Source organism: Pedobacter sp. R-06 (genome assembly GCF_049913135.1).
Classification (GTDB): Bacteria; Bacteroidota; Bacteroidia; order Sphingobacteriales; family Sphingobacteriaceae; genus Pedobacter.
On the sequence record NZ_CP183977.1, the window covers coordinates 553,233 to 580,082 of the forward strand.

Genomic DNA, 26,850 nt, shown 5'->3' on the forward strand with positions numbered 1-26,850 from the left:
TTAATCATTTGGGTGTCGGTGAAATCCTTTTACAACATTATAATTTCTTTTTAAGTAATATCTAATAGGCATATAGATATCATGAATATCAAGTTCTGGAAATTGTCCAGTTATCAGATCTTTTCTAACAAAAAAGGCATTTACTCCGTTCTTACAGCAGGCAACCAATTTGTAACCCTTTATTTTGCCAAGTTTTTCTAATGATTTTAGGCTCGAATTGAAAGCGGTAGAATAGTCCCAAGTTTTGTTTTTTTGATAATTCATAATCCATTCGACATCATAGGGAATAAATGCGTTATATTCTATGATTACAACCTTTGGGCTTTGGGTTTTTATTTTTTCCCAAATCCAATAATCGTTAGAATCAATATCTATTGATAATACATCTATAGTTGAAGGGACATTCGCATTTATTAATATTTGCTCAATATTTTCAGTAGTAACGAATTCATTTTTTAGAATTAACGCTTTACTATTGATCTCTTCTCTGAAAGTATTAGTAATATCAAGGGTATGATTTTTATCAGCTTCAATCCATAACCCCTTCCAGCCTTTCATTAGGAGATACGTCGTATTGGTTTCAAGTCCATCTTGAACCCCTATTTCTATGAAGAAACCAGTTTTAATATTTAAACGGTTGAGAATTTCATTTAGTAATCCATCCTCCCCATTTTGAGAATATACTTGGTATTCAAAATTATTTAATTCATTAAGATTATCTTGAATACCAGTAGCAGAATGAATATCTAAGAGTATTTCATTCATAACATTTAGTTTATTGTTAATTTTATCCAAGTTCTGATTAATACTTAACACAGCATTCATTGTGTTATTTATTTTTTCAAGTAGCCGTTGTATTTTCTTGAGCATTTTTAATTCAGTTTCTGCCAATTTATTAATGGACGTAATAAACCATGATATTTTTCTTTATATTCACTTCTAAATACTTCGTCATAAATATCACTTACAAATAATTTAATCTCATGTTCAATATGTATGATAGACGGATTCAGAGTTGTTATTCCCAGCTTAATAATGTATTCTCCGTCATTCAGTAAATATTTAGGAATCCATGCGATCAGGTTATGATCACCTAATTGATATTCTTTTAATGGTGAAATAGACATAAAACAGATAGTTCCATCCGTAGTGCATACAGCAAAAGTTGCGGCTGGCTTCATTTCGATGTTTTTGATTTTATATGAAATTTTGACCCCTATAGATTCAGCAATAGAAAATTCGTTTTTTTGACTTTCACTTTCTGATAACGTTCCAAAATATAATAGCTCAACATAAAAGTCTTCTTTGACCTTATCTTTTCTTGTTAAGAAATAAAAGTCTTTATCTGAAATATTTGCCTTAGTGTATGTCAGAAGAACATCATCCAGATTACCTTGCTGGATTAAGGTTCCATTTTCTAATAAAATTGCTGATGAGCATAGACTTTGTAATGATGGGATATTATGGCTTACAAAAAGTACCGTTTTACCTTCACCTTTACTTACTTCACCCATCTTGCCCAAACACTTTTTCTGGAACTCCGCGTCCCCAACTGCCAATACCTCGTCTACAATTAAAATCTCTGATTCCAGGTGCGCAGCAACAGCGAAAGCCAAGCGCACATACATTCCGGATGAGTATCGTTTAACAGGCGTATCCAGATAACGTTCTATACCTGCAAAATCTACAATTTCTTCTAATTTGCGTTGGATTTCCTTTTTTCGCATGCCCAGAATGGCGCCGTTTAAAAAGATGTTTTCTCTGCCAGAAAGTTCAGGATGAAAGCCTGTGCCGACTTCCAATAAACTGGCAATTCTACCTTTACCACTGATTTTACCCATAGTAGGAGAGGTAACTTTACTCAGTATTTTAAGGAGAGTGCTTTTGCCTGCACCATTGCGACCAATGATCCCAACAGCATCGCCTTGCTCAATTTCAAAGTTGATATCCTTTAAACTCCAAACGATATTGCTCTCGCTTTTGGTGTTTTGATTGTTGCTTTCTCCAATGCGTAAAAACGGATCCTCTTTCCCACGGGTCCGGGCATACCAGCGCTCCAGATCGCGGCTGATTGTGCCGGTTCCGATTTGGCCCAGTTGGTAGGCTTTACTTAGATTTTCTACTTTAATTGCAATATTTTTTGACAATGTTTAGCGATTAGGGTTTAGAAGGTTATAAGAAAAAGGTTAGGGTTTAGAGTTTAGTTCTTGAATAACGTTTAGATAAGCTGTGACTTTCTCAATGCACTAAGTTTAGTTGTAATAATTTCGATCTTACTCCTTGATGTTAAATAGTCTTGTTCAGAAATATAATCTAAATCCATGGCTGCGATTAAATGATTTAAAGTTTCGAGGGTAGTGGTATAAGCCATATTGGTATAATGCGCTTTGTCTTTCATTGTGATTTTTCCTGATCCTTCAGCTAAACAAGCACCAATGCTGCTTACTGACCTTTTAATTTGGCTAATCAATCCAAATGTTTCTTCTTTCGGAAACTTAAGCGCTAAATGATAAATGTCTTTTCTAAAGGATCTGGATAGTTGCCAGACTTCTAATTTTTCAAATGAGTAGGTGTGCATATTCCTTATTTTTATAGATGAAATAAATAAGGGATGATTGTTATGAATATATAAATTTTTTACTAAACCTTCTATACCCTAACCCCTAAACCCTCTACACAGTGTCAACAAAATTTCGTTCTACCTTATTGAAAATCACTATTCCAAAAACCAATAATGCGAGTGTAACGCCAGTAGCATAACCCAAACTTCCCCAAGTAAAACTCCCTTCGCCCAGAAATCCATACCGAAAGGTTTCAATAATAGGGGTCATCGGATTATATTTAATGATCCATGCATATTTTGGGTATTTCTCTATTGCAGTAGAGAGGGGATATATTACGGTGGTGGCATACATCAATAATTGTACACCAAATCCTACCAAAAATGCGAGGTCACGGTATTTTGTGGTCATAGCCGAAATGATCATCCCGGCGCCCAGGCCCAATAAGGCCATTAAGATTACCACAACGGGAACCAGTGTAATGGCCCACGAAGGCTGAAAACTTGCATCAGCTAAATAATAATAAATAAACATGATCAAGAAAAGGATCATCTGTACGCCAAAGCGTACCAGGTTACTCACCACTATACTCAGTGGCATAATTAAACGGGGAAAATAGACTTTTCCAAAAATCGCGGCATTATCCCTAAAAACAGTTGACGTTTTGGTCAGGCAATCAGCAAAATAGTTCCAAGCAGTAATGCCCGCCATATAAAAAAGTGGCTTAGGCAAGCCATCAGTAGATATGCCCGCTAAATTCCCGAAAATAAAGGTAAAGATGATCGTGGTAAATAGGGGTTGAATGAAAAACCACAATGGGCCTAATATGGTCTGTTTATAAAAGGAAACAAAATCTCGCCGAACCAATAACCAAAGCAGATCACGGTACGCCCAGACTTCGTTAAGCTTTAAATCGAATAAAGAAGCTTTAGCCTCAATGGTCCAGGTATGTTCTTCGTTATGCATGGTTGTTTTTATTCATCTGTATCGCCTCATACTAATAGTAAATTCAATACTTTTTCTTGGTACCGTCCGTATCCAAATGTTTCAAAACATAGCTTTTGGATCGCTTTTACATCATGTCTTTCTTTTTGTAAAGCAGCAATAAGCGCTTCCCCAATTGCTCCAGTATCATTTGGGTCAAGCAGGGTGCCCAGTTCGCCATCCATCAGGGCATCCCTACTGCCATCGGCATTACCGCCAATTACAGCACAACCATAAGCAGCAGCTTCAATAAAAACGAGTCCAAATCCCTCCGCCTTGCTTGGCATTACAAATACATCTGCCAATTGATAATGTAAAGCAAGTTCATCATCAGGGACAAAGTTCGTAAGTACCACATTTTTTTGAAGTTTAGATTGAGTTATGAGCTTTTGAATACGCGCTAATTCTGCCAGATCTGCTTTTCCAACCAACAGGTAAACCAAATCCGGATGAACCTTAATGATTTGCGCTAAGCATTCGATCACCAGATCGTATCCTTTATATTGTTCTGATGAAGATAAACGGCAAACACTTAACAGTACTTTTTGATTGCTATTAAGACCATATTTTGCGAGGAGAATAGCAGGTTTTGGAACTGGTTCGACTAATTTAAAATAGGGGTCTAAACAATTATTTAATACCTTCATCTTGCTCGCAGCTATTCCGTGATGTAGTATAATCTGATCTGCAGTATATCGGCTTACCGCCCAGATCTCAATTTTATTAAGCATCTGTTTTTTCCAGCCTGCTAAGGCATTCCAGATTTCTATTCCATGAGCAAAGAGTACGATACGAACACCTGGCTTTAGTATTTCAATGATCCTTGCGAAAAGTAATAAATGCGCATGACTTAAAATAACCACATCTGCTTTTAATCCTGCTCTGATGGCTGCTAAACCGAAAGCTATTTTTTTGCTGTTATATCCTTTAAATGAACTTCGTGTTACATAAGCCAGGTCGGGCTTATCATCATACATCGACAATACCTGGTAAGACTGGATCTGGGAACTAGCTTTTAGGTCATCAAGAGTCTTCGCAAAATTTTTACTCACCTTTTCTATCCCTCCCGTTAAACTGAAAGTATGTAAAGTAAGAAATAGAACTTTTTTGCTTTTCAAATTTGTTAATCCTAAACCCTAAACCCTAAACCCTAAACCCTGTGAATACCTGATAAAGCGCCATCACTTTGCTCCAGTGCAGATCCCCCTGCCTAAAATCATCAAGCATTCCTGAAGCAAATGTATTCTCTCCTGTTTTTATTGAATGGAGGAAATGTTCATCCTTTTTCAACCAATCCTGAAAAGGAAAGGTAAAGCCCATTTTATTGCGGTCCCAGATTGCCCTGGGAAGTATTGCCGAAAAGGCTTCAATCAAAAGCGATTTTGGCCGATCACCGTCAAATTTTAATTTATAATCTGTTGCGGCCAGAGTTGTAAGTAAATCCTGATCTAAAAAAGGAACCCTAACCTCTACACCATGTTGCATGCTCATGGTATCGGTATCTTTAAGCAATTGGTTTTGCATGTACAGGTTACATTCTAACCAACTGGCTCTTTCGCCATCTTTTAAATGACTGGGAAGAGGGGCTATCACTGCACTTTGAAGTACCTGGTCAACCTCTGCAATTGAGCACGATAACAATCCGGAGATTTCGTCAGGAGTGAATATGCCCCTTAAGAAAAGATACTCACCAACAGTATTATGGTAACTTAAATAATACGAACGTTTTAACGAAGCTTTTTTTAAGCGCAGGCTTTTTCTGAGAACAAACTGAGGCAGTCTCTTCAAATGTCTAACCCATCCCATCCGTTTAAAAGAAGGATAGCCTCCAAACAGTTCATCTGCACCAATGCCAGATAAAACAGCTTTTAAGCCGTTTTCTTTAGCAAAATAATTAACGAACCACGAATTAATGCCATCAGCAGTGGGTTGATCCATGGCTTTTAAGGCCGCGGGGAAATGTTCGGAGAAGAACGCTGGCGTGATGGTATATTCCGAATGATTTCCATGGAGCTGTTGAGCAACAATATCCTGGAAAACTTTCTCTGAAAATGCTGTTTCTTCAAAATTGATCGATACGGTATTGAGCTTGCTCAACTCAGTAGTCCCGGTTAAAATTTTATCAGCAAGCAATGTCAGAATACTACTGTCGATCCCACCACTTAAGAAAACACCGATTTTGGCGTCAGATAAAAGATGCTTTTTAACTGATGCATATAAACTTTGCTGTACAGCATTTTTGGCCTCTTGGTAATCCGCGATTTCCTTTATAGAGTGCTGTTGGACATAATTTTTGATCTCGAAGGTATCCGATTGATGTTGCCAGATCAGATAATGTCCTTTAGTTAACATCATCACCTCGCTAAAGGTGGTGTAAGGTTCAGGTAAGTGGCCAAAAGCCAGAAAAAGGATTTTCCAATCAGGCTGTTCATTATAAATATAACCGGTCTCAGTAAAGGCTTTAACTTCCGAGGAAAAAACCAGATGTTTTTCGATAGCACGGAAATATAAAGGTTTAATGCCCGATGGGTCGCGCACCAGGTAGCTATGCTGTAGATCAGCATCATATAAACAAAAAGCAAACATGCCTTTAAGCTTGTCGAAACTCTCAACTCCCCATGCGGCATAGCTGGCTAAAATAACTTCGGTATCACTCTCGGTCTTAAACTGAAAGCCTAGGTTTTGAAGTTCTTTTTTCAACAGCAGATAATTATAGATCTCACCATTAAAAGAAATCACCAGTTTTCCATTGCGATAAAGCATGGGCTGATGTCCTTTAGGAGATAAATCGATCAGCGCAAGGCGCCTATGGCCCATTACAATTCCATCGCTGGCATTGACGTAAAAACCTTCATCATCAGGGCCGCCATGAGCCATTAGCGTGCACATGCCTTTAACTTCTGTTTGAAGCAGGTCCATTGGTCTGCTGCTATCTATAATTCCCGCAATGCGGCACATCTGTAAAAGGTAATGGTCATTTGATATTTCTGGGCTGGACACAGCTTCGCCCCCTCAGTCACATTTTATTTTCAAAAACGGACTGATATTTGCTTTTTATAAGCTGCTGAGCTTAAAACATCAGCTCTATTAATTAAGGGCTAATCTAATCCCTCACGCATCATCCAGTTCTAAATTGGTTCTACAAACGCAACTGAGGTGTTAATTTCAATCGCATAGCCCATATTTTGTAAACGTAAAATAATACGTTGTTTATTCTGTATCGATACCAGTTCGGCCAGGATCCCTTTAAATGGACCTGCTTTAATCAACACCCGTTCACCAGGTTTGATGTCGTACTCAAAAACCTCAAGATCTGCATCAGTAGCGAGCAGGAGCTTAAGATCATTGATTTGTTGTTCGGGTATAGACGCTATTTGGCTGGAGAAATAGATAAACCGGGCAATGCCGTTGGTCATCAAAACTTCAGCGTATTCTTTGGCCGAAATATACACAAACAGATAAGACTTAATCAAAGCCTCTTCAACTATTTTTTTACGGTCGCTCCATTGTTTAACCGTCTTTTTTAGCGGGAGATAAGAAGAAATACCTTTTCTCGTTAACTCCTCATGCGCCTTTTTCTCAGCCCTCGAACGCGTACATACCGGATACCACCTGTAATTTTGATCAATCATTAAGCTAATTAATTTCAACAATTAAACCCACATGTATCTTTCCACGCCTTTCTTTCATCAGTTACATACAGTTAACCAATTTAAACAGTTAACCGATTAATCCTATTTCTTTTTCCAAAACATCCACCATTTCCGGTTCTCATCATCATAATAGCCCGAGCCCGAGTAGCCCGAATAATCAGAATAATAATAGGTGCTGTTGCCACCACCTCGGCTATAATCGGTAGTATAATAATTCGAATAAAGGGCATCATCACCAAATGCATTCAACACAATAGCCATATTGCTCAATCCATACTCCCGCGATAACCTTTCGGGTATAGCAGCTGCCCGCGTTTGCGAAACGCCTGAGCGGATGACAAATAGATTGACATCCGAATTTCTGATCAATGGAATGGCATCCGAAACCAGTCCTACTGGTGCGGTATCGACCAAAACATAATCATATTCTTTTTCCAGCGTTTTCAATAAATCGCGCATGGCGGCGGTATGCAAAAGCTCAGAAGGATTAGGTGGTACAGGGCCTGAAGGAATAAAGTCGATATGGTGTACTTCATCATGTATGAGCACATCTTCCAATTTGTGCTGTCCGGATAAAACAGAACTCAGGCCTCTACGGTTATCGCTTCCAAAAACTTTGTGTAACCTCGATTTACGTAGATCGGCAGCAATTAAGATTACTTTTTTCTCAATTAGCGCTAGCGTTCCAGCCAGGTTTACGGTGACAAATGATTTGCCCTCGCCCGATATCTCCGAGGTAATGCAGATCACCTTGCTTTTTTTATGGCTGGCTAAAAAGCTCAAATTGGTACGTACGGACCTAACCGACTCGGCGAAAACTGATTTGGGTTTAGCTATTGATAAGGCCTGACGGTTATCCTGATCGATATAATCGGGGAATTTGCGTATTACCCCGATGATAGGAGTATTCGTTAATCCTTCTACGGTTTCCTTATCGTAGATGTAAGGATTTAAAAACCTAACCAATAGGATCAAACCCATACCAGCACCTAAGCCAAATAAAATGGCAAAGGTATAAACCTTATTCGAATTTGCAGAAATAGAGTAGTAGGAAGGGTAAGCTAAATTGACGATGGCCGCGCCAGAAACTGTGGCAGCAGCATTCATTTCGGCTTCTAATTTTTTCTCTGATAAATAAGAACGCACCTTATTATTTACCTCAAAATTAGTACTGAGTTTTACAAAGTTTTGTTCTTTAGCCGGAATGGTACTGATGTTTTGGTTAACGCCTGAGATTTGGCTGTCGATATAACGAATGGTCTGTTCGTTATTCCTGCGCATGGCCTGTACATTGCTTCTTATGCTCGCTTTTACGTTGGCAATCTGTTGGTCTATTTGTTTTACGGGTTGCGAATCTGCATTAAACTGATTCAGTTTGAGTATTCTGTTGGCTAACAAGGTATTGAGCTGAGTAACCAAGGCCCCCAGTCCGCTATTTAAATCACCTTCTATATCTAAGCCGATTTCTACCTTCGAGCGGTTGTTGTTTACCTGGTCTTCCAGTTGTTTAATGGCCAGTTGTTTAATGTTGAGTTCTGTTTTTTGTTTTTCGAAATCTGACAATTTACCGATTGTTGTAGAGGTGGCAGATCCAAGATCGACCATTTTGTTTTTAGTTTTATAATTGGCCAGGGTATTACCAGATTTGCCAGCCTCAGTATTGATAAAGCCTAATTGTGTATCGATAAATTGCACAGTCTGTTTAGCTGAACGTTGCCTCTGGATCAGATCGTAGCGCACATACTCTTTCATAATGGCGTTGAGCATATCTGCAGCGAAAACAGGATTGCCATCGGTTAAACTTAAACTCATTACGTTGGTGAAACGAGCAGCCTCTGCTACACTTAAACCCATGGCCCGCCCGATAAAATCTTCTTTGGTATTAAATTTAAAACTATAATCACCTTTTGGAACAATAGATTTAATGCGGAATTGCATATTACCCATATTGAGTACCTCTCCATAACGGTGTACGGTCTGCTTGGTTTTTTCGTTATTGGGATCGCTAATGCTAAAGCTTTTATTATCTATAGCTTCGATGTTATATAAACCCCGATTAAAATTAACTGAATCTTGTTGTATAATTTCGATCTGAAAAGGAATATTTGGATAGAGTTCGGTAGTGCGGATACGGCCCTTTAAATAATAAGAGATTTTATAATCAAGGTGGGCTATAGCATTGAGCACAACATCATTACTGCGGATCACAAAACTTTCTGCCTGGATTTTATCGGTGTAGTTATAAACCTGTGTCGGCATTTGGTTATTGGTGCTCACGCTCGGGTTACTATCCTGAAGTTTAAGGGAAGCTCCGGTTTGATAGATAGGTTGCGTATAAAGCACTTTTATCTTGGCAACAACTAATGCAATTGCGATACAGCCAGCTATCCAATACCACCTGCTCCAAAATACCCTGAATATTTTGTAAAAATCAATTTGTTGACTAACAGCCTTAACTTCTAAATCTTCTGCTTTTTCCATTAGCGTGTTACGGTAAAAATTAATACGGCAAGGTTAACTACAACAAGTAAAGGCTGTACAATGTTATTAAAACTCTGAAGTTTTTCACTTAATGCAGAGCCTTTGGTGGGTTGCAGTACAATAATATCGTTATTCTGCAGAATCAGTTTTTTGCTCGCCAGACTATTAATGTCAGTTAAGTTTACATAGATAATTTCAGGGTGGCTGCGATCGCCTCTAATAATTTTTAAAGTTTTAGGGTCTGCAGTTTTGGTAATACCACCTGCCTCACCTATGATTTCGATTAAACTGGTATTGTCTTTTTCCAATAAAAAATTACCCTGTTTGCCAAATTCGCCCAATAAAGTAACCTTTAAGTTAACAACGGTTAACTCAATAATCGGATCCTTGAGTAGCTTTTGTTTATAATTATCCTGAATCTTTATGGTGGCCTCTCTTCTGGTTAAACCCACAACTTCTACTTTCCCAATGGCAGGTAGATTAACCATGCCATCAGGCTCTACCGGATAAGAGAGAGTATTTTGCGAAGTTCCTGCTGCTGCAACATTATTCGTTGAAGCACCCGAAACGCCTGTGCTCAATGTTGCCCCGAACTCAGGGTTTTGAACATTCCTAACGGCCAATTGATCACCGATTTTGATTTTATAGTAAGCATCGCTTATGCCCTGATCATTTACTACATAAACCTGTTTAATTGTATCTGTAACGATATCACTGGGTGCATTGAATAAGCTATGTTGCTTGCGGACTGAGCAGCTGAACAGTATGATCGACGTAAATAAAAAAAGATTGAATTTAAAAATGGGGTGTTTTTGGATCATAATTATTAGAAAGATATACTAACTAAATGAGATGTGTAGGTAAATGCAAAAATACTGTTTAAAGATGCTTAAAAAAAATAGTAATTAGAAAAGCATAGCCCCGCCATTAATTAAAAGCATTTACCAAAAACAGTTTTATTGGTTAATTGCAGCACAGATGGTCCTTTTCTTAAGTATTTTATGAATATATAATGTGCTGATTATTATGTTTTTATATGCTGTAGTGCTTCTTTTTTGCTTAGGATCTAGAAATACGATTTAACATGACTAAAGTCAACATAATAAAGAATTTTGTATTATTAAGATTACGGATATTAACTACTTTTGTTGAAGTCGTTTTTCTTATGAGCAAATTATATACATTTGGATTGATAGTCCTGTTTATGGGTATTTTTAGTAAAAGCTATGCCACTGATGGTTGCTATAGTACTTTTACCAGCCGATTTTATTATATTTCGATAGGAACGAACAACTATAGCGGATCTACATATGCGACCTCGGGTTCGGTGTTATCATGCTCAACATTTACTGCCGGATCATATAATCCAAACGCGCCATGCAGTATAGAAGGCTTAAGTAGTTCATACTATAGGCAAGCAACAACGAATTTAATTTATCCTTGCCCAATTGATTCCTATATCGTTTTCTTCATGTTAATCACATCATGTTTTGGATTTGCAATGTTAAACAAACACATGTAAAGACGCTAAAATTTTATTATAGATTATCTATAAATTTGACTGAATTAGTTTCACTCTGCTGATTACTTTATGATGTTAACGGGTTTATATTTAGTCTCTTATGCATGTCTTTGCGATATGAATCCGTTTGATGTTAGAGTTTTTTGATACTCATAAGTAGGTACATAAAAGGTATTTTTTGTATAATTATACATCTTTATTAGTGTCTTTTATTAGGGATTTGTACTTTTGTATAAGTTCTGTCCCTATTTTTAATGAAGTATCGCATAATAATCTTTGTCTTGGTATTGCTATCGGCATCATATTCCTATGGCGCAATTGTTACAGGATGCCAAGCAACACTTGGGTCCAATACCATATATTATGTGCGTGATGGTTCAATTTTGTTTAATGGTGTCCCCCAGTATCGCAATGATAATTTTACGAATAGGTATACATTGTCTCAGGTCTATTGTTATGGTGGGCTTGGCAACGGACAGGGGTCATGTTATATCAAAGGGTATGGTGGTCCTGGTGACGATTTTGGTACACTGGTTTCTTTTTCCACCAGCCCTACCGATTGCCCAATAGATGACTACGCTCCCCTTGCATTGCTTGTTCTAGCCGGAATAGGCTCATTTTCTCTGACACGTTTCAAGTTTAAAAACATTAGATTATCCAGGTTTTATTAAAGTTGTTTTAGTTTCGTTCATTTTGTTCATGATATTTGTCAATAATTTCTGACCTTATTTCTAGCGATTCTTTTATTTTTTCTTTGTTTGATCACTTTCTGCCCCGTTTTTTGCCGAATCTTAGCGCGAAATAAGAGTGTCATATTCTGTTCATATTCATTTCATTCGGTAATTTAATTACGCTTTTTTGGTTAATTTTGTAATATTAATCTTACGATTATTTAGGGATTGTGTTTGGTTTGCATCATTACTCGGTTCCAGAAGTTAGTTGTCTATTATTATAATTTTTTTGCCGCAGAACATCTCTGATAGTGGGAGTTACGTATGTGCACCCATTAGTACCAAACAACAATGTCAAAATATCTCTTTTTAACTGTCTTGTCAACAGTTTTATTTGTCTCTAATGCCGTTGGAGCGGTAGGTTGTAGAACCGGAAATTTTATTTACACAGTTCAAAGTGGAACCTATTTTGATGGAGGTACCACTATGCCGCTATATACTGCATCTGATAGAATCACAATAAGAAACTGGCCTGAAGATCCAAATTGTGGGATTTTAAGAACCACCTCAGAAAATTATTCCGTGGCCAGTGGGGGCTCTGGCAACCCTCAATCTAAATGTACTTCTCAGGAAAATGTTTTAAATCAGGGTCTTCTGGTAAATTACAGTCCATCTGATAGCAATTGTATGGCGTTACCATTAGATGATTATATGCCATATTTAATAAGCTCCATCGGATTTCTTGGTTTCATCATAATTCGTAAAAAAAGCTCAATCTTATACAGTCTATAGGCAATTACTCTTGTTATTTCTTGTAGTAGTAAGTTTGTATCACTAAGGGCTATAGTGCTGATATAGTATTGAACAAAACGAACGTAGTTTGTAGTTCATTACAGTAGTAACTTCGCATAACAATGCGGAGATGTACTACATGAAATACTATTTTATAGGTCTTTTTTTGTTGTCTTGTAATCTTGAAGCTGGTGCGGATACAGGATGCAAGTTGCCTAATGGTAAGATCTACGGGCCACAAACGGGAACCGCTTTGCTTGGAGCGACATTAGTCCCTTTGAATTTGGGTATTTTAGTTCCTCTTTACAATTCACCCGAGATTTCACAAATTCCGGGCGCATGCCCTGGGTATGCAAATACTCCTGTAAGCCTTGGAACTCCTTGCACTACATCTGCACTAACCATATTGGGTTTGGGGCTTGTTGCACAAAACGAGGGGGTGGAATTTTCTTACTCGTTTGTGAACTGTAATTTAGATGATTACACTTGGACCCTTGGTGCCGCCGCAGGTCTCTTCGGTATATTCGTAATCAAAAGAAAAAATAAACTATAGATCATCTTTGTCGGCTCGAATAGGAAACCATTCGGCATATGTAAAGCTATTCTTTATCTTTACCACAGTTTTCAGCTTAAAAAAGCTGCAGAATCGCTGTTTGGTAACCATGAAGATATCCTTGATTACGGTCGTTTATAATGGAGAAGCATTCTTGCAAGCGTGTTTTAATTCTGTAATGGCGCAAACCTATCCTGACGTAGAATACCTGGTGATTGATGGGGGATCGACAGACCGAACACTGAACATTATCGAAGAAAACCAATCGTATATTGATTATTTCATCTCAGAAAAAGATAAAGGTTTATACGATGCCATTAATAAGGGGATCCAGAGGGCAACAGGAGAGGTGATCGGAATCTTAAATGCCGATGATTTATTTGCACACGCTGATGTATTGGCGTCAGTAGCCAAAGCCTTTATCGACCAGCCGAAAATAGATGGACTTTATGGTGACCTCAATTACATCCATCCCACAACACATAAAACGGTCAGGACTTGGAAATCAAAGCAAAACACCTTTCAGGATCTTAAAAAAGGCTGGATGCCCGCACACCCTACACTGTATCTGAAAAGATCTTTATTCAAAAAAAATGGAGATTATGCCTTGGATCTTGGTACCGCTGCCGATTACGAATTAATATTACGATATTTTTATACCCATAAAATAGAAGCCGTTTATCTGCCTGTCTTAATGATAAATATGCGCATGGGAGGGGTAAGTAACCAATCTGTGATGAGCAGGGTCTCTGCCTTTGTTAATGATTATAAGGCTTTAAAAAGAAACGGTGTACCACATCCACTTTTGGTCGTGATCAGGAAAAAGCTGAGTAAACTCAATCAATTTTAATTCTTTTTAGAGGCTGTACCATATAAATCTACTTCACATTTGATTTATGTCATGTTAAACATTTATGATCGCAAATTGTTAAGGGTACATTACTTATATTTGTGTACCAAGTCATCCCGCATTGTTTAAAGATATCCTGAATACCAACCCAAATTATTTCTGCATGGCCATATTTATTTTGGCCTTTTCAGTCGTAATTATTAGTATTCCGAGTATAATCTATACTTCTTTAAAGTATGGTCTTTTTGATAAGAACGACCTGTACCGTAAAAAACATAAACGCAATATTTCACGTTTAGGTGGTTTAGCCATTGTAGGCAGTTTTACCGTATGTATCTTGCTTTTTTCGGCCATTATTAATTTTAAAGAAGCTAATTTTTTAATTGCATCGTGCATCATCCTTGCGGCACTTGGCTTAAAAGACGATGTTTATGGCACCAATACCAGCACAAAATTTATTCTGCAGATCGTGGTCGCCTTTATCCTGGTTTTTTTTGGTGCCTTCCGTTTAACAAGTTTATACGGTGTATTGGGTATAGGGGATATGGCGCCATTATGGGGAAGCCTTTTTTCGGTTGCATTAATTATTTTCCTGAATAATGCATTCAATTTAATAGATGGCATTGACGGATTGGCAGGTGGAATCGGCATTTTAACGAGCCTGGTTTTCGGTATTTTGTTTTCTTCGATGGGGCAGGTACCCTATGCATTTATTGCCTTTGCCCTGGCGGGTGCTATAGCAGGCTTTTTAAAGTATAATTGGTTTCCTGCCAAAATATTTATGGGCGATACCGGTGCACTGATCATCGGGCTTATTTCTGCTGCATTAGCTATTAAGTTTATAGAGCTTAATAAGTTTACCGGAGGAAGCAGGCCAGCTTTTTATTCTGCGCCAGCAATAGCGGTAGCCATACTGATCGTGCCCATTTTCGACTCATTAAGGGTTTTTACTATCCGTATTTTAAAAGGAGGTTCTCCGTTTAAGGGCGACCGTAACCACATCCACCATCGTTTAGAGCAGTTAGGGTTTAAATCCAACTGGATCGTAATTTCTACTGCTGGGTTTAATCTGGCTACAATAGCTGCCACCATCTTCCTTCAGCATCTTGGGAATTTCGTTTTGATCTTGCTCATTATTGGCCTCTGCATTGCGTTTAATACCCTGCTTACCTTAGGCCTGCTTAAAAAGAAAGGTAGACAAACTTTAATTTAGTACGTGTTCTTGCGATCCAGAGATTAATTTTTTACTTTTTTAGTAAAGCAGGTATTGTTCCAATCGGTTACGGTAGTCCTTCTTTCCGCTTCTATCTTTTTGTGATGGTTAGTGAGAAGTTGTGTGTTAGTGCAGCAAAAAGGATATCCGCTACAATAAGGTTTATTTAACCAGGGTCTGTAGAAAAAATTAAAGGGCAGCTTTGTATCGGTTTCCTTGCAGATTAGAAGTGCCTAGCCCCGGTTGTAGCGGCATCCCCGGAGCACAGCGTAGGGATATAGCGAAGAACGGGAACAAACATCCATAGCTGTACGGGCTCTGCGCTTCAGAAAAAAAACTTGTTGCTTGAAAAAGCAGATGACCTTGTACTCTTGAAATTAATTTTACTTTTTTTAGTAAAGCAGGTATTGTTCCTATCGGTTATGGCAGTCCTTCTTTCCGCTTCTATCTTTTTGTGATGGTTAGAGAGAAGTTGTGTGTTAGTGCAGCAAAAAGGATATCCGCTACAATAAGGTTTATTTAGCAAAGGACTGTGGTTCAAAACCATAGCTGGGTATATCTGTAAAATTATGGAAGCTTTGTACCGGTTTACTTGCAGATTAGAAGTGCCTAGCCCTGGTCGTAGCGGCATCCCCGGAGCGTAGCGCAGGGATATAGCGAAGAACGGGAACAATCCTTAATAGCTGTACAGACCCTGCGCTCCTAAAAAAAGAACCTTATTGTTTGAAAAAGCGGATAACTTTGTACTCCTGAAATTAATTTTACTTTTTTTAGTAAAGCATTGTAGTGCTTACGGTTGCTGAGATCTTTCTTTTCCCTTTTATCTTTTGTGGTGCCAGGTAGAATATTTAGTAACATGATAGATGCTGAAATAAATTACCTTCGGTGAGCTCGCTTAAGGCTCGGTTTACTGTGTAGCTTTACGCTGCGCTACAGGTCAGCATGACGATTGCCTTAGAAAGAAGCAAAATTGACTTATTAAGAAAAGGCATAGCCGCTATAATAAGGTTTCATCATCCCTTTTCCATCTTATATAATCAGGTCTTTGCTTTGATAAATAAATACTAATTTTGCGCTCTAATTTTTATAATAATGAGGCTGGCAATAAATGGTTTTGGTAGAATAGGAAGAACATTTTTACGCTTAGCATTGGCTGAGGGATTTGAAGTAGTGGCTATTAACGACCTGGCAGATGCCAAAACGATGGCTCACCTGTTTAAGTACGATACTGTTCATGGTGTTTTCGCAGGAAGTGTTTTTGCAAAACCTGATGCATTGGTAATCAATCAGCTTTCTATTCCGGTTTTCGCTATTAAGGATGCCGATGAATTGCCTTGGTCGGCACTTAGAGTGGATCTGGTTATCGATTGTACAGGTAAAAATCTAACCAGATCATCAGCAGAAAAACACATTACATCAGGCGCAAAACAGGTGCTCATCTCAGCCCCGGCTGCTGATGATATTCCGATGGTAGTATTAGGTGTAAACGATCATCAGATTGATTTAAGTAGTCCTGTGCTATCAAATGCCAGTTGTACAACGAATAATATTGCCCCGATGATTAAGATTTTGAACGATAACTGGGGGGTTGAAGAAGGTTATATTACGACCATTCATTCGATGACAGGCGATCAGAATCTGCACGATGCAAACCATAAGGATCTGCGCAGGGCAAGGGCAGCCTCATCCTCCATCATTCCAACTACAACAGGGGCAGCAAAAGCCATTACCCATATTTTTCCAGAACTGGATGGCCGTTTAGGTGGGGCAGGGATCAGGGTTCCGGTTTTAAACGGATCGTTAACCGATTTTACCTGCCTGTTAAAGAAGAAGACAAGCATCGAAGAAATTAATGCCGCCTTTAAGTTAGCTGCAGAAAATGAACTGAAAAATCTACTCGAGTATACCGAGGATCCAATTGTATCTGTCGATATTATTGATAATCCCCACTCATGTATATTCGATTCGTTATTAACCTCCATTGTTGGTGACCTAGTTAAGGTTGTGGGCTGGTACGATAATGAATATGGTTACAGCAGTCGCTTGATCGATGTGGTAAAAAAAATAGACATGCTTGCTAAAGGCTGATTTTAGATTTTTGTGTAGATTTTAATGCCCAATAAACCAATACCGGTTGAAAAAATAAGCGTAGAAAACGTTTACTATCAGTATTAAGGCCAAAGGCGCTGCGTTTATGGGTGTACTGTGAAATATTTCCAGGAAATACGCCAACAAATAATCCTGCGGCAACCTTACCTACTAAATCTTCATATTTTTTGGGCGCTAGCACTAAGGCCGCGCCCAATGCAATTTCGACAAAACCCGAATATACTACTGTATCATCTTTTTTTAAAGGAACCCAATCCGGTACCTGCGCCTGGAAAGGTTTACGGGCAAAAGTCAGATGACCGATTCCGGCAGTAATTAAACCTGCGCCCAACAATATCCTGGCGGCTTTTTTTATGTTTTCATCTTCCATAATTGCAGATCAGATCAAATGAGATATATCATTCAACAAGCGATCAGTAAATCTGTTTGATTTAATTTAGATCAGGAAATCTGCCTAACTGAGCGGATTGTTAAATACAGGGATTCTAATATGAAATGATTTAATACATCCTTCAAATAACTTCACGGCTATATTCTCATCTTTCAAAAACTTTTTTTGTGTATTGTTGGTTTTATCTGCCAATATTAGGCCCGATATTCCGATCGGTAAACGCACATTAAAGCGCTTGCTCTTGGTTTGGGCAGGGGAAACAGATAGAAATTGATAAACCGCATAAACCAATAGGCTTGGAAACACATAAAAAAAATACAGGGAGTCGGAAGCCCCTGCTTCCCAAATTTCTGCTCATCCTCTCCCTTTCCATGCTTCTTGGTACGGAGGCTTATTTCGGATTTAGGCTGCACGAGCTTTCTGATCAGCAGGAGCGCATTAAGGAAGATTATGCTGATATCAACAACATTACCTATGGGTTGTTTTCGGTGCAGCAATGGAAGGACAATGTATCCAGGATTGTGCATCACCAGGTCCGCAACCTGAAGATGACCAGAAAACAAAAAAAAATATTGCAAACAGAGGTAGAGCAGGTGCTGCTTGCGCTTATTAATAAGGCAGAAGCCTTAGTGAATAAGCCAAAAAAGACTTTAAGCGGGAAGATTCAGAAATTTGCGATCCGCAATTTTGTGAACTCTGATAGCATTCGGGCGCAGGTGCCTGGTTTTGCCAGGAAAATTATAGCCGACGTAGATAATCCGAAGAACAAGCGGCAGTTAAGCAAAATGGCCATGGGCGAGTTTAACGAGTTGGCTGATGAGGAAAAGCTCGACAGTGCCTTTGTTGCAAACGGCGCTTCTGTAAAGGCGATGTACCGTAAATATCAGGTATCATCTACCAGGATGCTCAATAAAAAGCTCATTGCCTCACTCGCCGATATCCGCACAAAAACTTATGGCTATTCCTTTGGTATGCTCGCCTGCGTAGTGGTTGTTCTTGGTTTTTGGTGGGGGCTCCGCAAACGCAGGGATCTTCATGTTGCACTTTTTGTGATGTCGCTGCTATTTGCGTTCATTCTCCTTTTTGTAGGCCTTACTGCCTCGATGATCGAGGTGGATGCCCGCATCCGTTCGCTCGATTTTGTGCTGCTTGGCGAACATGTAGTGTTTAAAGATCAGGTGCTGTTTTTTCAGAGTAAAAGTATTATGGATGTTGTGAGGGTGCTTATTAGCCAGCCCGGAATTGATTCTATTCTGGTAGGGGTGCTGATATTGGTATTTAGCATCCTTTTCCCGGTAGTTAAACTGAGCTCAACAGGGGTGCATCTTTTGGGCAGTAAACGCTTGGCTGAAAATGGGATTATTAAGTATTTCGCTTTCCAATCGGGTAAGTGGAGTATGGCAGATGTGATTGTAATCGCTATCCTAATGGCTTACATCGGACTAAACGGCCTGCTCGAAGGTCAGCTCCAGGCACTCAATATCAAAAATGATTCACTTACCATCTTAACCACTAATAATACAGCCCTGCAGCCGGGATACATCATATTCATCAGTTTTGTACTTTATGGCCTCATTCTTTCTACGATATTGAAGTTTATTACCCCACATGATGCCCACTAACCGTTTATTAAAGCTGATTTATTATGGCAACTACACCAAATACCCCTAAAAATATCCACACAAAAAAGAACTGGTTTGCGCCACTTGCACTGATCGTTGGTCTCAGCATCCTTTTGCTGGGGGAGGCCTATTTTGGCTACCGCTTCCATTCACTTTCTTACGAACAGAAACGGATCAAAGAAGATTACAGCTTGTCGAACAATATCACTTTTGGGATATTCTCGGTTGACCGGTGGGGAGAAAAAATTTCGGCAGTTGTTGACAGAAGGGTAAAAGGCTTCAACTTAACTGCAAAGCAGAAAAAAGACATGCGCAAGGAGGTTGAAAAAGAACTGCATGGGTTGGTAAACAAGGCTGTGTCTGAGGTTACCAAGCCTCAGAAAACCCTTGGCGGTAAACTGAAAAAATTGGCCTTTAACAGTTTTGTTGATGTTGATGAACTCCATGCCCAGGTTCCTTCTTTTGCGAAAACTATTGTGGCTAAGATTACCAGTCCAACAAGTCTGAGAAGGCTTAAGGGAGTAGCAACGAGTAAGCTAGATGAGCTGGAAAATCAGACCTACGATGGCACAGATACCACCATTACCACTGTAGAGCAGAATATATACCATAAGTATCATGTTGCTAATGCAACCGCGTACGACCGTTTAGTAAACTCGAGGCTTGCACAGATCAAAATAGAAACTTTTCAATGTGGATTGGGAATGCTGGGCTGTATAGCTTTCGCACTCATATTATGGCTTTTTTTAAGAAAATCGGCACAGTTGCATGTACCATTATTTATTATGTCGCTGTTGTTTGCCGTGATTTTGCTTACTGTTGGCGTTACCTCGCCGATTATAGAGGTTGATGCGCGCATCCAATCGCTCGAATTTAGCCTTTTAGGCGATAAGATTGCTTTCAATAACCAGGTGCTGTTCTTTCAGAGCAAAAGCATACTTGGTATAATAGGAACACTGATTGAACAACCAAAGCCTGATGCGGTACTAGTTGGTGTACTCTTGCTTGTTTTTGTGGTTGTATTGCCTTTGCTACGAATTGTCGCTAGAGGGGTTCATGTGTCCTGCGGACATCTTTTTGGCAGCAGAAAAATACTGCGCTTCCTCGCCTTCGACCTTGGTAAATGGGATATGGCAGATGTAATGGTGGTTGGCATTGCCATGACCTATATTGGCCTGAACGGCATATTGAAGAGCCAGCTTTCAGGGTTGAATGTACAGAGTGGAACGCTTAAAACCGTAACAGCCAACAATTCAGCCCTTCAGCTTGGTTTTTTTGTATTTGTGGCCTATGTAGTTTATGCCATGGTGCTTTCTTTTATATTGAAGCGGATAGATGAAAGGAATGGACCTTGTGAGTAATTGGCTAACTGGAACATTTTATGTGAGGCTTTAATTTTTTGGAGCGTAGAACTAGTACAGCCATTAGTGTCTGTTCAGGTGGATTAACTTAATGGCATTGGGATGAGGGCTAAACACTTCTTGCCTGCAAGCAAACTGATACAAAACAACCTTTAATTTTACAGTTGATATCGGGCTGTGGTCTTGATGCACAAGCCTTGTTAGAATAAACCTTATTGCAGCGGTTATCCTTTTTGTTACAGCGCCAATCATCATTTGCTTACGATCACAAAAAGATAGGAGCGGAAAGAAGGGCTACAGTAACCTACAGACAATGAACCTTGCTTTACAAAAAAAAAGAATCAATTTTTGGAGCGCAAGGTCTGATCTGCTATTAGCGTCTGTTCCCGTTCTCCGCTGTATCCTTACGCTGCGCTTCAGGGATGCCGCTACGCCCGGGGCTAGGTACTTCTAATCTGCAAGGAAACAGATACAAAGCTGCCCGTGGTTTTGTTCTACAGGCCTTGGTTCAATAAACCTTATTGCAGCGGTTATCCTTTTTGTTACAGCGCCAATCATCATTTGCTTACGATCACAAAAAGATAAGAGCGGAAAGAAGGGCTACAGTAACCTACAGGCAATGAGTCTTGCTTTGCAGAAAACAAAACATAATCTATTTGTTTTTAAGCCTTCTTACATTAGTATCTAAAATGTTGAAAATTCTAACCCGTATTATTATTGGGTTTCAATTGCTTTATTAACTTTGCAAACGTTTGCAGTGCATCCAATAGCAATGTCTTCACACTAGATGTAAGCTAGCTGATACTAAAAATATGGTCAAATTTATTCTTCCGGAAGAAGTACTGCCTTTAAGGAGCCTGGTCTTGCGCAATGGCAAACCACTCGAAGCATGCGTTTTTGAAGGCGATCTTGCCTACGATACTTTTCATCTTGGTTTTTTAAAAGATGGAGAAATAAAATCAATTGCGACCTTCATGCGGAACGATTTTTTTCCCGAAGAGGGAGAGGGCTATCAGCTTAGGGGCATGGCCACCCATCCCGATGCAGTTGGAAATGGTTATGGTGCTGCACTGGTTACTTTTGCCATTGAGTACCTGAAAGAATATAAAACCGATTATTTATGGTGTAATGCCCGTTCAACGGCGGCCGCTTTTTACAAGAAAATCGGCTTCACTACAGAATCTCCAGAGTTCGATATCCCTGGCATCGGTTTCCATTACGAAATGAAATTAAACTTAAATCAAAAATAATTAAACATGAATACAATTGACCAGTTTGACTTTAAAGATAAAAAAGCATTAATCAGGGTAGATTTTAATGTGCCTTTAGATGACGAATTTAAAATTACAGACGATAAAAGAATCAGGGCGGCATTGCCAACCATTTCTAAGATCTTAAAAGATGGTGGCGCGGTTATTTTAATGTCTCACTTAGGCCGCCCGAAAGATGGTCCTACGGATAAATATTCTTTAAAACATATCTTATCTGATCTATCTGCTCTTGTTGGTGTTGAAGTTAAGTTTGCTGATGATTGTATAGGCGAAAGCGCAGTAAAACAAGCAGCTGATTTAAAACCGGGTGAAGTTTTATTGTTGGAAAATCTTCGTTTTTATAAAGAGGAAGAAAAAGGTGATGTTGCCTTTGCAGAAAAATTATCAAAATTAGGTGATGTTTATGTAAACGATGCCTTTGGTACTGCTCACCGTGCACATGCTTCAACTTCAATTATTGCCCAGTTTTTCCCGGATGCAAAATACTTCGGTTATTTGATGGCCTCAGAAGTAGAAAATGCAGAGAAAATATTGAACCACGCAGAAAGACCTTTTACTGCAATTATGGGTGGTGCTAAGGTATCTGATAAAATTCTGTTGATCGAAAAATTGTTGGATAAGGTAGATAACCTGATTATTGGTGGTGGTATGGCTTATACTTTTGCTAAAGCACAAGGCGGAGAAATTGGTACCTCATTATTAGAAGCTGATAAACAGGAGCTTTCTTTAGAACTGATCGAAAAGGCAAAAGCAAAAGGCGTGAACCTGATTTTACCTGTTGATACGGTAATTGCTGATAAATTTGCAAATGATGCCGATAAAAAAGATGTAGACTCTGGTCAGATTCCTGCAGATTGGATGGGACTGGATATCGGTCCAAAATCGGTTGCCTTGTTCCAGGATGTAATTAAAAATTCTAAAACTTTGTTGTGGAACGGACCGATGGGTGTTTTCGAAATGGAAAGTTTCCAGGTAGGTACTAAAGCTGTTGCAGAAGCAGTTGTAGCTGCAACCAGAGATAACGGCGCATTCTCTTTAATCGGCGGTGGCGATTCTGCTGCGGCAATTGCAAAATTCGGTATGGAAGATGAAGTAAGTTATGTTTCTACCGGTGGTGGTGCTTTACTCGAATATATGGAAGGTAAAGAATTGCCGGGTGTTAAAGCTATTAATGGATAAGATACCATCTTAACATAAACAAGGCCCTTGCAGATCAATTTGCAGGGGCCTTTGTTTTTAGATGATTTCAACCCACACAGTTTGGCACTTGGCTTAGCACCCCTGTTTTTTTAGACTTATTGTTATAACGGTATAAGCATATCTTGTAACGATGCTGCGCAGGAGGTAAGCGTTACTTGTACTTAAAACAAATAAGTCATACCTTACCGGCCATTTACCTTGGCCTGTAACTTAGTTGTGGTTTTAGGTTATAAAACATCAGGTACATAATAAATCAAATTACATTTATGAGAAAAAAAATCTTTTTGTTTGGTATAGGCTGTCTGCTCCTCGCAGGTCTGTCTCAAAAAACATTCGCTGTAACGATACACGATAACATCAAACTTGTTGTTGAGCCTGCAGCATTGATTGGCCGATGGGACATTACAGTTGATGTAAATGGAAAGCCGGCACCAGCCTGGCTTGAAGTAAAACTATCGGGTTATAAAACTTTAGTGGGGTACTTTGTATCTACTGCCGGTAGCGCGCGTCCGGTATCGGAAGTAAAGTTTGATAATGGAAAGTTTAGGTTCGAAATCCCGCCGCAATGGGAAAGTGGTACCTCTAATCTGATTATCGATGGCACGGTTGACAATGCAGGAATCCAGGGGACAATGACCAATTGCGACGGTAAACAATATAGCTGGAAAGGTATTAAGGCGCCTTACCTTAAAAGGGCTATTGCGCCGGTATGGGGTAAACCTGTTAATTTGTTTAATGGCAAAGATCTGTCAGGCTGGAAAGCCAGTGGACAAAACCAATGGATCGTGAAAAACGGTATTTTAACCAGTCCGAAAGCAGGTTCAAATCTCATTACCGAACAGAAGTATAATGATTTCAAACTCCACGTAGAATTCAAATATACCAAAGGAGGAAACAGTGGGGTATATTTAAGAGGCCGTTACGAGGTGCAGATTGAAGATAGCAAAAAAGATGCGCATCCTAATAGTGTACTCTTCGGTGGTATTTATGGGTTTTTAACCGCCAATGAAATGGTTACGCTTGGCCCCGACGAATGGCAGTATTATGATATTACCCTGGTTGGCCGTTTGGTAACCGTGGTAGCCAATGGTAAAACCATCATCAGTAACCAGGAAATTCCGGGCATTACCGGAGGAGCATTGGATAGTAATGAGGGGGAGCCCGGGCCTATTTATCTTCAGGGAGATCACGAACCGATCGAATACCGGAAAATTGTAATTACACCGGCGAAATAATTATTGATTGGAAAAGGCTTGGGTTAAAACCAGGCCTTTTCATTGAAATACTTTGGAAGACTATTTAATGGCCATCTACTAATAGTTCATGTATTGAACCCTCACTATTAAAAAATGATATATGAAAAACAAACTACTTTTAATCGGCATGTTTTTATTGAACTTATCACTGGTAAAAGCGCAAAAGATATCTTTTATAGTCGATAAGAATAGAGATGAGGTAATTAACCTGGTTAGTAAACTTCAAAGTACTTTATCAAAAGATGGGCCTTTTGATGCCATAAAGATGATCGGCTTTTTACAACTAATATTTCAATAAAAGATGAAGTCTATCCTTCAGTTAATCATAAAAATTACCTCATTGTAAAGTATAAAAACAAGCTGGTAAAAGCAATGATAACAAGTTTATGGTTGATCAATGTAGAAAAAATGACTGCTACCAAAACCAGGGTTTCATGTACTTTGGTTAATGTTATGCCAGGTAAAAGTAGTGCCAAAAGTATCGATAGCGACGAAACCTTCTCAAGTGGCAAGTTTGAAAAACAGCTAAAAGATTTTATACTGAAGAAATAGCCATTACCTGTTGTCAGATGTACGTGTTGTCAGTTGTTACCATCTGACTGTAAGAGCGTGCCGAAGCGTTCACACTAGAAAACCTCAAGCCCCGTATTAAGCAGCACCATATAAACCGCCAGATAACATACCAGAAAAGCTGTTGATATTAGTGTTGTCAGATGTTACCATCTGACACGATAAGAATGAATTTTGAGTTATCAATCAGGCGGTAACATCAAGCCTCAGGCAGGGTGCCAATAACTTAGAAGACTTCCAGACCAGTATTGAGAAGAACGATATACACAGCTAGGTAACAAACGAAAAATGCAGTTGATAAGGCAAAATAGCGTGTTACCCTATGACTTCCCTTTTTAAAAGGAAGCAGGAAAAGGATATTGAATATTTCTGACAATAGTGCACATATAAAATTCAAACAGACCATTATGCAGCTAAACGCCACAACAAAAATGGCCGGCTGGATAATGATTCCTGAAGGAAGGCCATAGAGTGCACCCATAATAAAGCTAATTGGAATAATAATTATGGCGTATTTTAACCCGGATTTAAACTGGATCAGGAAATACCTGCCTAATTTTGGCAGTGGTGTTTCGATTTTTGCCTGCTTTGGTTCTTTTTCAACTTTAGGGATTTCTAAAGCTGATTCATTTGTTTTTCGTTTTTTACCTTTCTTTTGTTTCTTATAACGTGGCCACCAGATAATAAAGCCTGTAATAAATAGGGCAAGTGGCATTAAGCCGGCAATAATGGCGATAATCTGTGTAGGCCTGCCGCCAAAGCTCCCATAGTGGATTGGTGTTAACCAGCTAAGATAAGCATTGCCAACATTAGGAAAATCTTTGCGGCTGTTCAGTAGTACTTTACCTGTGTATTGATCAACAATAAGCATTTCTCTTTTCCCAACTTTGGGCAGGTTTCCACTCACTACATCTAAACGATAAGTTCCTGTTTTATCGGCCGGAAAAGCAATTCCTCCAATATCAGCATTCGGCATTTTTTGTTTGGCTGCGGCAACAATCTCTTTGAGTGGAAGGGATACTGCCTGTGCGTGCCATGCTGATTTAGCGCCTAATAATTGGGCAACTCCTTGTGGCGACTTCCCGCTAAGCAAAAATAACAATGGAATAACAAGCGTAGAAAAAGTAATCGAAAAACCGGTAAGGCTCAATATCGCTACTATAGGAGAGGAGTAAAACCCGAGTGAATTGTGCCAATCGTAATTTTGTCGCTTAAACGAGCCGCTAAACCTTACTGTAAGTGCTGATTTTAGCTGTTTCCATTTTTTTGGGATCCATAAACGTAAGCCTGAAATGGCTAAAATTAAAAGACAGAGTGAAGCTAAACCACAGATATAACGCCCGGCAACAGGAATAAGCAATGTCCGGTGCAGTTCGGTAACCACGTGGACAAAAGAGCTGGTATGTATTCTTTTACCACTTGTTTTTCCGGTATATGGATTAATAAAGGTTTCTTCGCCACTTTTTAAATTCATAACGCTGTAAGCTTCATTGGGATTTTTGAAGTTGTTGAGCATCAGGTAATCAATTTTTAAGCTGGGATAGTTTTTCTTGATCAAAGGCACAATATCCTCAATTGGCATTTTTTGTTTCTGCGCAATTATTTCGAACAGATTAGGGTTCAGCGCGCGGTCTATCTCATCCTGAAAAACCAGGATACTGCCTGTAACGCCTACAAAGGCTACAATTGCTCCTGCAATAATGCCCAGGTACAGATGCCATTTGCCAAACCACCTTTTTTGGTGTTTTGCCCAGCTTAATTTTTTGGAGGTATTTTCTGATTTCATTCTT

The 26,850-nt window shown here is 39.1% G+C and carries 23 protein-coding genes; 12 read left to right on the top strand and 11 right to left on the bottom strand.

Going from position 1 to position 26,850, the window contains the following annotated elements:
* The 9 genes from ACN9MR_RS02225 to ACN9MR_RS02265 all read right to left on the bottom strand — a co-directional run bounded on the left by ACN9MR_RS02225 (position 1) and on the right by ACN9MR_RS02265 (position 10,500).
* A complete protein-coding gene (locus tag ACN9MR_RS02225) occupies positions 1 to 891 on the bottom strand; it encodes a hypothetical protein (RefSeq protein ID WP_426328054.1) in 891 nt (296 codons plus the stop codon).
* A complete protein-coding gene (locus ACN9MR_RS02230; RefSeq protein WP_426328055.1) occupies positions 873 to 2,147 on the bottom strand; it encodes a polysaccharide ABC transporter ATP-binding protein in 1,275 nt (424 codons plus the stop codon). The genes ACN9MR_RS02225 and ACN9MR_RS02230 overlap by 19 nt, the downstream gene beginning before the upstream one ends.
* Before the next feature lie 71 nt (positions 2,148 to 2,218).
* Positions 2,219 to 2,578, bottom strand: a complete 360-nt coding sequence (locus ACN9MR_RS02235) for a four helix bundle protein (RefSeq protein WP_426328056.1) — start codon at positions 2,576 to 2,578, stop codon at positions 2,219 to 2,221.
* Positions 2,579 to 2,672: 94 nt separating this feature from the next.
* The gene (locus ACN9MR_RS02240) at positions 2,673 to 3,527 is read right to left on the bottom strand and encodes an ABC transporter permease (RefSeq protein ID WP_426328057.1); all 855 of its coding nucleotides are present in this window, start codon (positions 3,525 to 3,527) and stop codon (positions 2,673 to 2,675) included.
* A gap of 26 nt (positions 3,528 to 3,553) precedes the next feature.
* Positions 3,554 to 4,663 carry a glycosyltransferase family 4 protein gene (locus ACN9MR_RS02245; RefSeq protein WP_426328058.1) on the bottom strand — a complete coding sequence of 370 codons (1,110 nt, stop codon included), beginning with the start codon at positions 4,661 to 4,663 and terminating at the stop codon, positions 3,554 to 3,556.
* 25 nt (positions 4,664 to 4,688) lie between these two features.
* Positions 4,689 to 6,503: an asparagine synthase (glutamine-hydrolyzing) gene (gene asnB / locus ACN9MR_RS02250; RefSeq protein ID WP_426328059.1), complete on the bottom strand. Its 1,815-nt coding sequence runs from the start codon at positions 6,501 to 6,503 to the stop codon at positions 4,689 to 4,691.
* Between the two features lie 170 nt (positions 6,504 to 6,673).
* A complete protein-coding gene (locus ACN9MR_RS02255; RefSeq protein ID WP_426328060.1) occupies positions 6,674 to 7,177 on the bottom strand; it encodes a UpxY family transcription antiterminator in 504 nt (167 codons plus the stop codon).
* Positions 7,178 to 7,279: 102 nt separating this feature from the next.
* Complete coding sequence (locus ACN9MR_RS02260; protein ID WP_426328061.1) at positions 7,280 to 9,679, bottom strand: GumC family protein; 2,400 nt, start codon at positions 9,677 to 9,679, stop codon at positions 7,280 to 7,282.
* Complete coding sequence (locus ACN9MR_RS02265) at positions 9,679 to 10,500, bottom strand: polysaccharide biosynthesis/export family protein (protein WP_426328062.1); 822 nt, start codon at positions 10,498 to 10,500, stop codon at positions 9,679 to 9,681. The genes ACN9MR_RS02260 and ACN9MR_RS02265 overlap by 1 nt, the downstream gene beginning before the upstream one ends.
* Positions 10,501 to 12,223: 1,723 nt before the next feature.
* Between ACN9MR_RS02265 and ACN9MR_RS02270 the strand changes: the two genes are divergently transcribed.
* The 5 genes from ACN9MR_RS02270 to gap all read left to right on the top strand — a co-directional run bounded on the left by ACN9MR_RS02270 (position 12,224) and on the right by gap (position 17,368).
* Positions 12,224 to 12,664, top strand: coding sequence for a hypothetical protein (locus tag ACN9MR_RS02270; protein WP_426328063.1), 441 nt, complete (start codon positions 12,224 to 12,226; stop codon positions 12,662 to 12,664).
* Positions 12,665 to 12,803: 139 nt separating this feature from the next.
* Positions 12,804 to 13,217 (top strand): hypothetical protein, encoded by a 414-nt coding sequence (locus tag ACN9MR_RS02275; RefSeq protein ID WP_426328064.1) that lies wholly within the window; start codon positions 12,804 to 12,806, stop codon positions 13,215 to 13,217.
* A gap of 109 nt (positions 13,218 to 13,326) precedes the next feature.
* Positions 13,327 to 14,067: a glycosyltransferase family 2 protein gene (locus tag ACN9MR_RS02280; RefSeq protein WP_426328065.1), complete on the top strand. Its 741-nt coding sequence runs from the start codon at positions 13,327 to 13,329 to the stop codon at positions 14,065 to 14,067.
* Positions 14,068 to 14,230: 163 nt separating this feature from the next.
* The gene (locus tag ACN9MR_RS02285; RefSeq protein WP_426328066.1) at positions 14,231 to 15,280 is read left to right on the top strand and encodes an MraY family glycosyltransferase; all 1,050 of its coding nucleotides are present in this window, start codon (positions 14,231 to 14,233) and stop codon (positions 15,278 to 15,280) included.
* Positions 15,281 to 16,372: 1,092 nt separating this feature from the next.
* A complete protein-coding gene (gap, locus tag ACN9MR_RS02290) occupies positions 16,373 to 17,368 on the top strand; it encodes a type I glyceraldehyde-3-phosphate dehydrogenase (protein WP_426328067.1) in 996 nt (331 codons plus the stop codon).
* Here gap and ACN9MR_RS02295 read toward each other — a convergent pair.
* The gene (locus ACN9MR_RS02295) at positions 17,358 to 17,759 is read right to left on the bottom strand and encodes a DoxX family protein (protein WP_426328068.1); all 402 of its coding nucleotides are present in this window, start codon (positions 17,757 to 17,759) and stop codon (positions 17,358 to 17,360) included. The two genes, gap and ACN9MR_RS02295, sit on opposite strands and share 11 nt — an antisense overlap.
* A 317-nt stretch (positions 17,760 to 18,076) precedes the next feature.
* On the opposite strand from ACN9MR_RS02295, the gene ACN9MR_RS02300 reads away from it, so the two are divergent.
* The 7 genes from ACN9MR_RS02300 (at position 18,077) to ACN9MR_RS02330 (ending at position 25,042) form a co-directional block, all read left to right on the top strand.
* Positions 18,077 to 19,402, top strand: a complete 1,326-nt coding sequence (locus ACN9MR_RS02300; protein WP_426328069.1) for a paraquat-inducible protein A — start codon at positions 18,077 to 18,079, stop codon at positions 19,400 to 19,402.
* 23 nt (positions 19,403 to 19,425) lie between these two features.
* Positions 19,426 to 20,763, top strand: coding sequence for a paraquat-inducible protein A (locus ACN9MR_RS02305; RefSeq protein WP_426328070.1), 1,338 nt, complete (start codon positions 19,426 to 19,428; stop codon positions 20,761 to 20,763).
* 812 nt (positions 20,764 to 21,575) lie between these two features.
* Entirely contained in the window at positions 21,576 to 22,013 is a 438-nt protein-coding gene (locus ACN9MR_RS02310; protein WP_426328071.1) for a GNAT family N-acetyltransferase, read from the top strand.
* A gap of 6 nt (positions 22,014 to 22,019) precedes the next feature.
* Complete coding sequence (locus ACN9MR_RS02315) at positions 22,020 to 23,213, top strand: phosphoglycerate kinase (RefSeq protein ID WP_426328072.1); 1,194 nt, start codon at positions 22,020 to 22,022, stop codon at positions 23,211 to 23,213.
* Positions 23,214 to 23,500: 287 nt separating this feature from the next.
* The gene (locus tag ACN9MR_RS02320; RefSeq protein WP_426328073.1) at positions 23,501 to 24,469 is read left to right on the top strand and encodes a 3-keto-disaccharide hydrolase; all 969 of its coding nucleotides are present in this window, start codon (positions 23,501 to 23,503) and stop codon (positions 24,467 to 24,469) included.
* Between the two features lie 121 nt (positions 24,470 to 24,590).
* Positions 24,591 to 24,788 carry a hypothetical protein gene (locus tag ACN9MR_RS02325; protein ID WP_426328074.1) on the top strand — a complete coding sequence of 66 codons (198 nt, stop codon included), beginning with the start codon at positions 24,591 to 24,593 and terminating at the stop codon, positions 24,786 to 24,788.
* A gap of 74 nt (positions 24,789 to 24,862) precedes the next feature.
* The gene (locus ACN9MR_RS02330; protein ID WP_426328075.1) at positions 24,863 to 25,042 is read left to right on the top strand and encodes a hypothetical protein; all 180 of its coding nucleotides are present in this window, start codon (positions 24,863 to 24,865) and stop codon (positions 25,040 to 25,042) included.
* Between the two features lie 244 nt (positions 25,043 to 25,286).
* Here the strand turns inward: ACN9MR_RS02330 and ACN9MR_RS02335 are convergent, their stop codons facing one another.
* Positions 25,287 to 26,846: a PepSY-associated TM helix domain-containing protein gene (locus ACN9MR_RS02335; protein ID WP_426328076.1), complete on the bottom strand. Its 1,560-nt coding sequence runs from the start codon at positions 26,844 to 26,846 to the stop codon at positions 25,287 to 25,289.
* Positions 26,847 to 26,850 lie beyond the last annotated feature (4 nt).

What these genes read in the sequence shown, in the direction of transcription:
- ACN9MR_RS02305 (WP_426328070.1), top strand. Translation starts at nt 19,426, where the DNA reads ATGGCAACTACACCAAATACCCCTAAAAATATCCACACAAAAAAGAAC.
- ACN9MR_RS02285 (WP_426328066.1), top strand. Translation starts at nt 14,231, where the DNA reads ATGGCCATATTTATTTTGGCCTTTTCAGTCGTAATTATTAGTATTCCG.
- ACN9MR_RS02325 (WP_426328074.1), top strand. Translation starts at nt 24,591, where the DNA reads ATGAAAAACAAACTACTTTTAATCGGCATGTTTTTATTGAACTTATCA.
- ACN9MR_RS02310 (WP_426328071.1), top strand. Translation starts at nt 21,576, where the DNA reads ATGGTCAAATTTATTCTTCCGGAAGAAGTACTGCCTTTAAGGAGCCTG.
- ACN9MR_RS02280 (WP_426328065.1), top strand. Translation starts at nt 13,327, where the DNA reads ATGAAGATATCCTTGATTACGGTCGTTTATAATGGAGAAGCATTCTTG.
- ACN9MR_RS02335 (WP_426328076.1), bottom strand. Translation starts at nt 26,846, where the DNA reads ATGAAATCAGAAAATACCTCCAAAAAATTAAGCTGGGCAAAACACCAA.
- ACN9MR_RS02235 (WP_426328056.1), bottom strand. Translation starts at nt 2,578, where the DNA reads ATGCACACCTACTCATTTGAAAAATTAGAAGTCTGGCAACTATCCAGA.
- ACN9MR_RS02255 (WP_426328060.1), bottom strand. Translation starts at nt 7,177, where the DNA reads ATGATTGATCAAAATTACAGGTGGTATCCGGTATGTACGCGTTCGAGG.
- ACN9MR_RS02270 (WP_426328063.1), top strand. Translation starts at nt 12,224, where the DNA reads ATGTCAAAATATCTCTTTTTAACTGTCTTGTCAACAGTTTTATTTGTC.
- ACN9MR_RS02240 (WP_426328057.1), bottom strand. Translation starts at nt 3,527, where the DNA reads ATGCATAACGAAGAACATACCTGGACCATTGAGGCTAAAGCTTCTTTA.
- ACN9MR_RS02315 (WP_426328072.1), top strand. Translation starts at nt 22,020, where the DNA reads ATGAATACAATTGACCAGTTTGACTTTAAAGATAAAAAAGCATTAATC.
- ACN9MR_RS02330 (WP_426328075.1), top strand. Translation starts at nt 24,863, where the DNA reads ATGATAACAAGTTTATGGTTGATCAATGTAGAAAAAATGACTGCTACC.
- gap (WP_426328067.1), top strand. Translation starts at nt 16,373, where the DNA reads ATGAGGCTGGCAATAAATGGTTTTGGTAGAATAGGAAGAACATTTTTA.
- ACN9MR_RS02295 (WP_426328068.1), bottom strand. Translation starts at nt 17,759, where the DNA reads ATGGAAGATGAAAACATAAAAAAAGCCGCCAGGATATTGTTGGGCGCA.
- ACN9MR_RS02320 (WP_426328073.1), top strand. Translation starts at nt 23,501, where the DNA reads ATGAGAAAAAAAATCTTTTTGTTTGGTATAGGCTGTCTGCTCCTCGCA.
- ACN9MR_RS02265 (WP_426328062.1), bottom strand. Translation starts at nt 10,500, where the DNA reads ATGATCCAAAAACACCCCATTTTTAAATTCAATCTTTTTTTATTTACG.
- ACN9MR_RS02260 (WP_426328061.1), bottom strand. Translation starts at nt 9,679, where the DNA reads ATGGAAAAAGCAGAAGATTTAGAAGTTAAGGCTGTTAGTCAACAAATT.
- ACN9MR_RS02275 (WP_426328064.1), top strand. Translation starts at nt 12,804, where the DNA reads ATGAAATACTATTTTATAGGTCTTTTTTTGTTGTCTTGTAATCTTGAA.
- asnB (WP_426328059.1), bottom strand. Translation starts at nt 6,503, where the DNA reads ATGTGCCGCATTGCGGGAATTATAGATAGCAGCAGACCAATGGACCTG.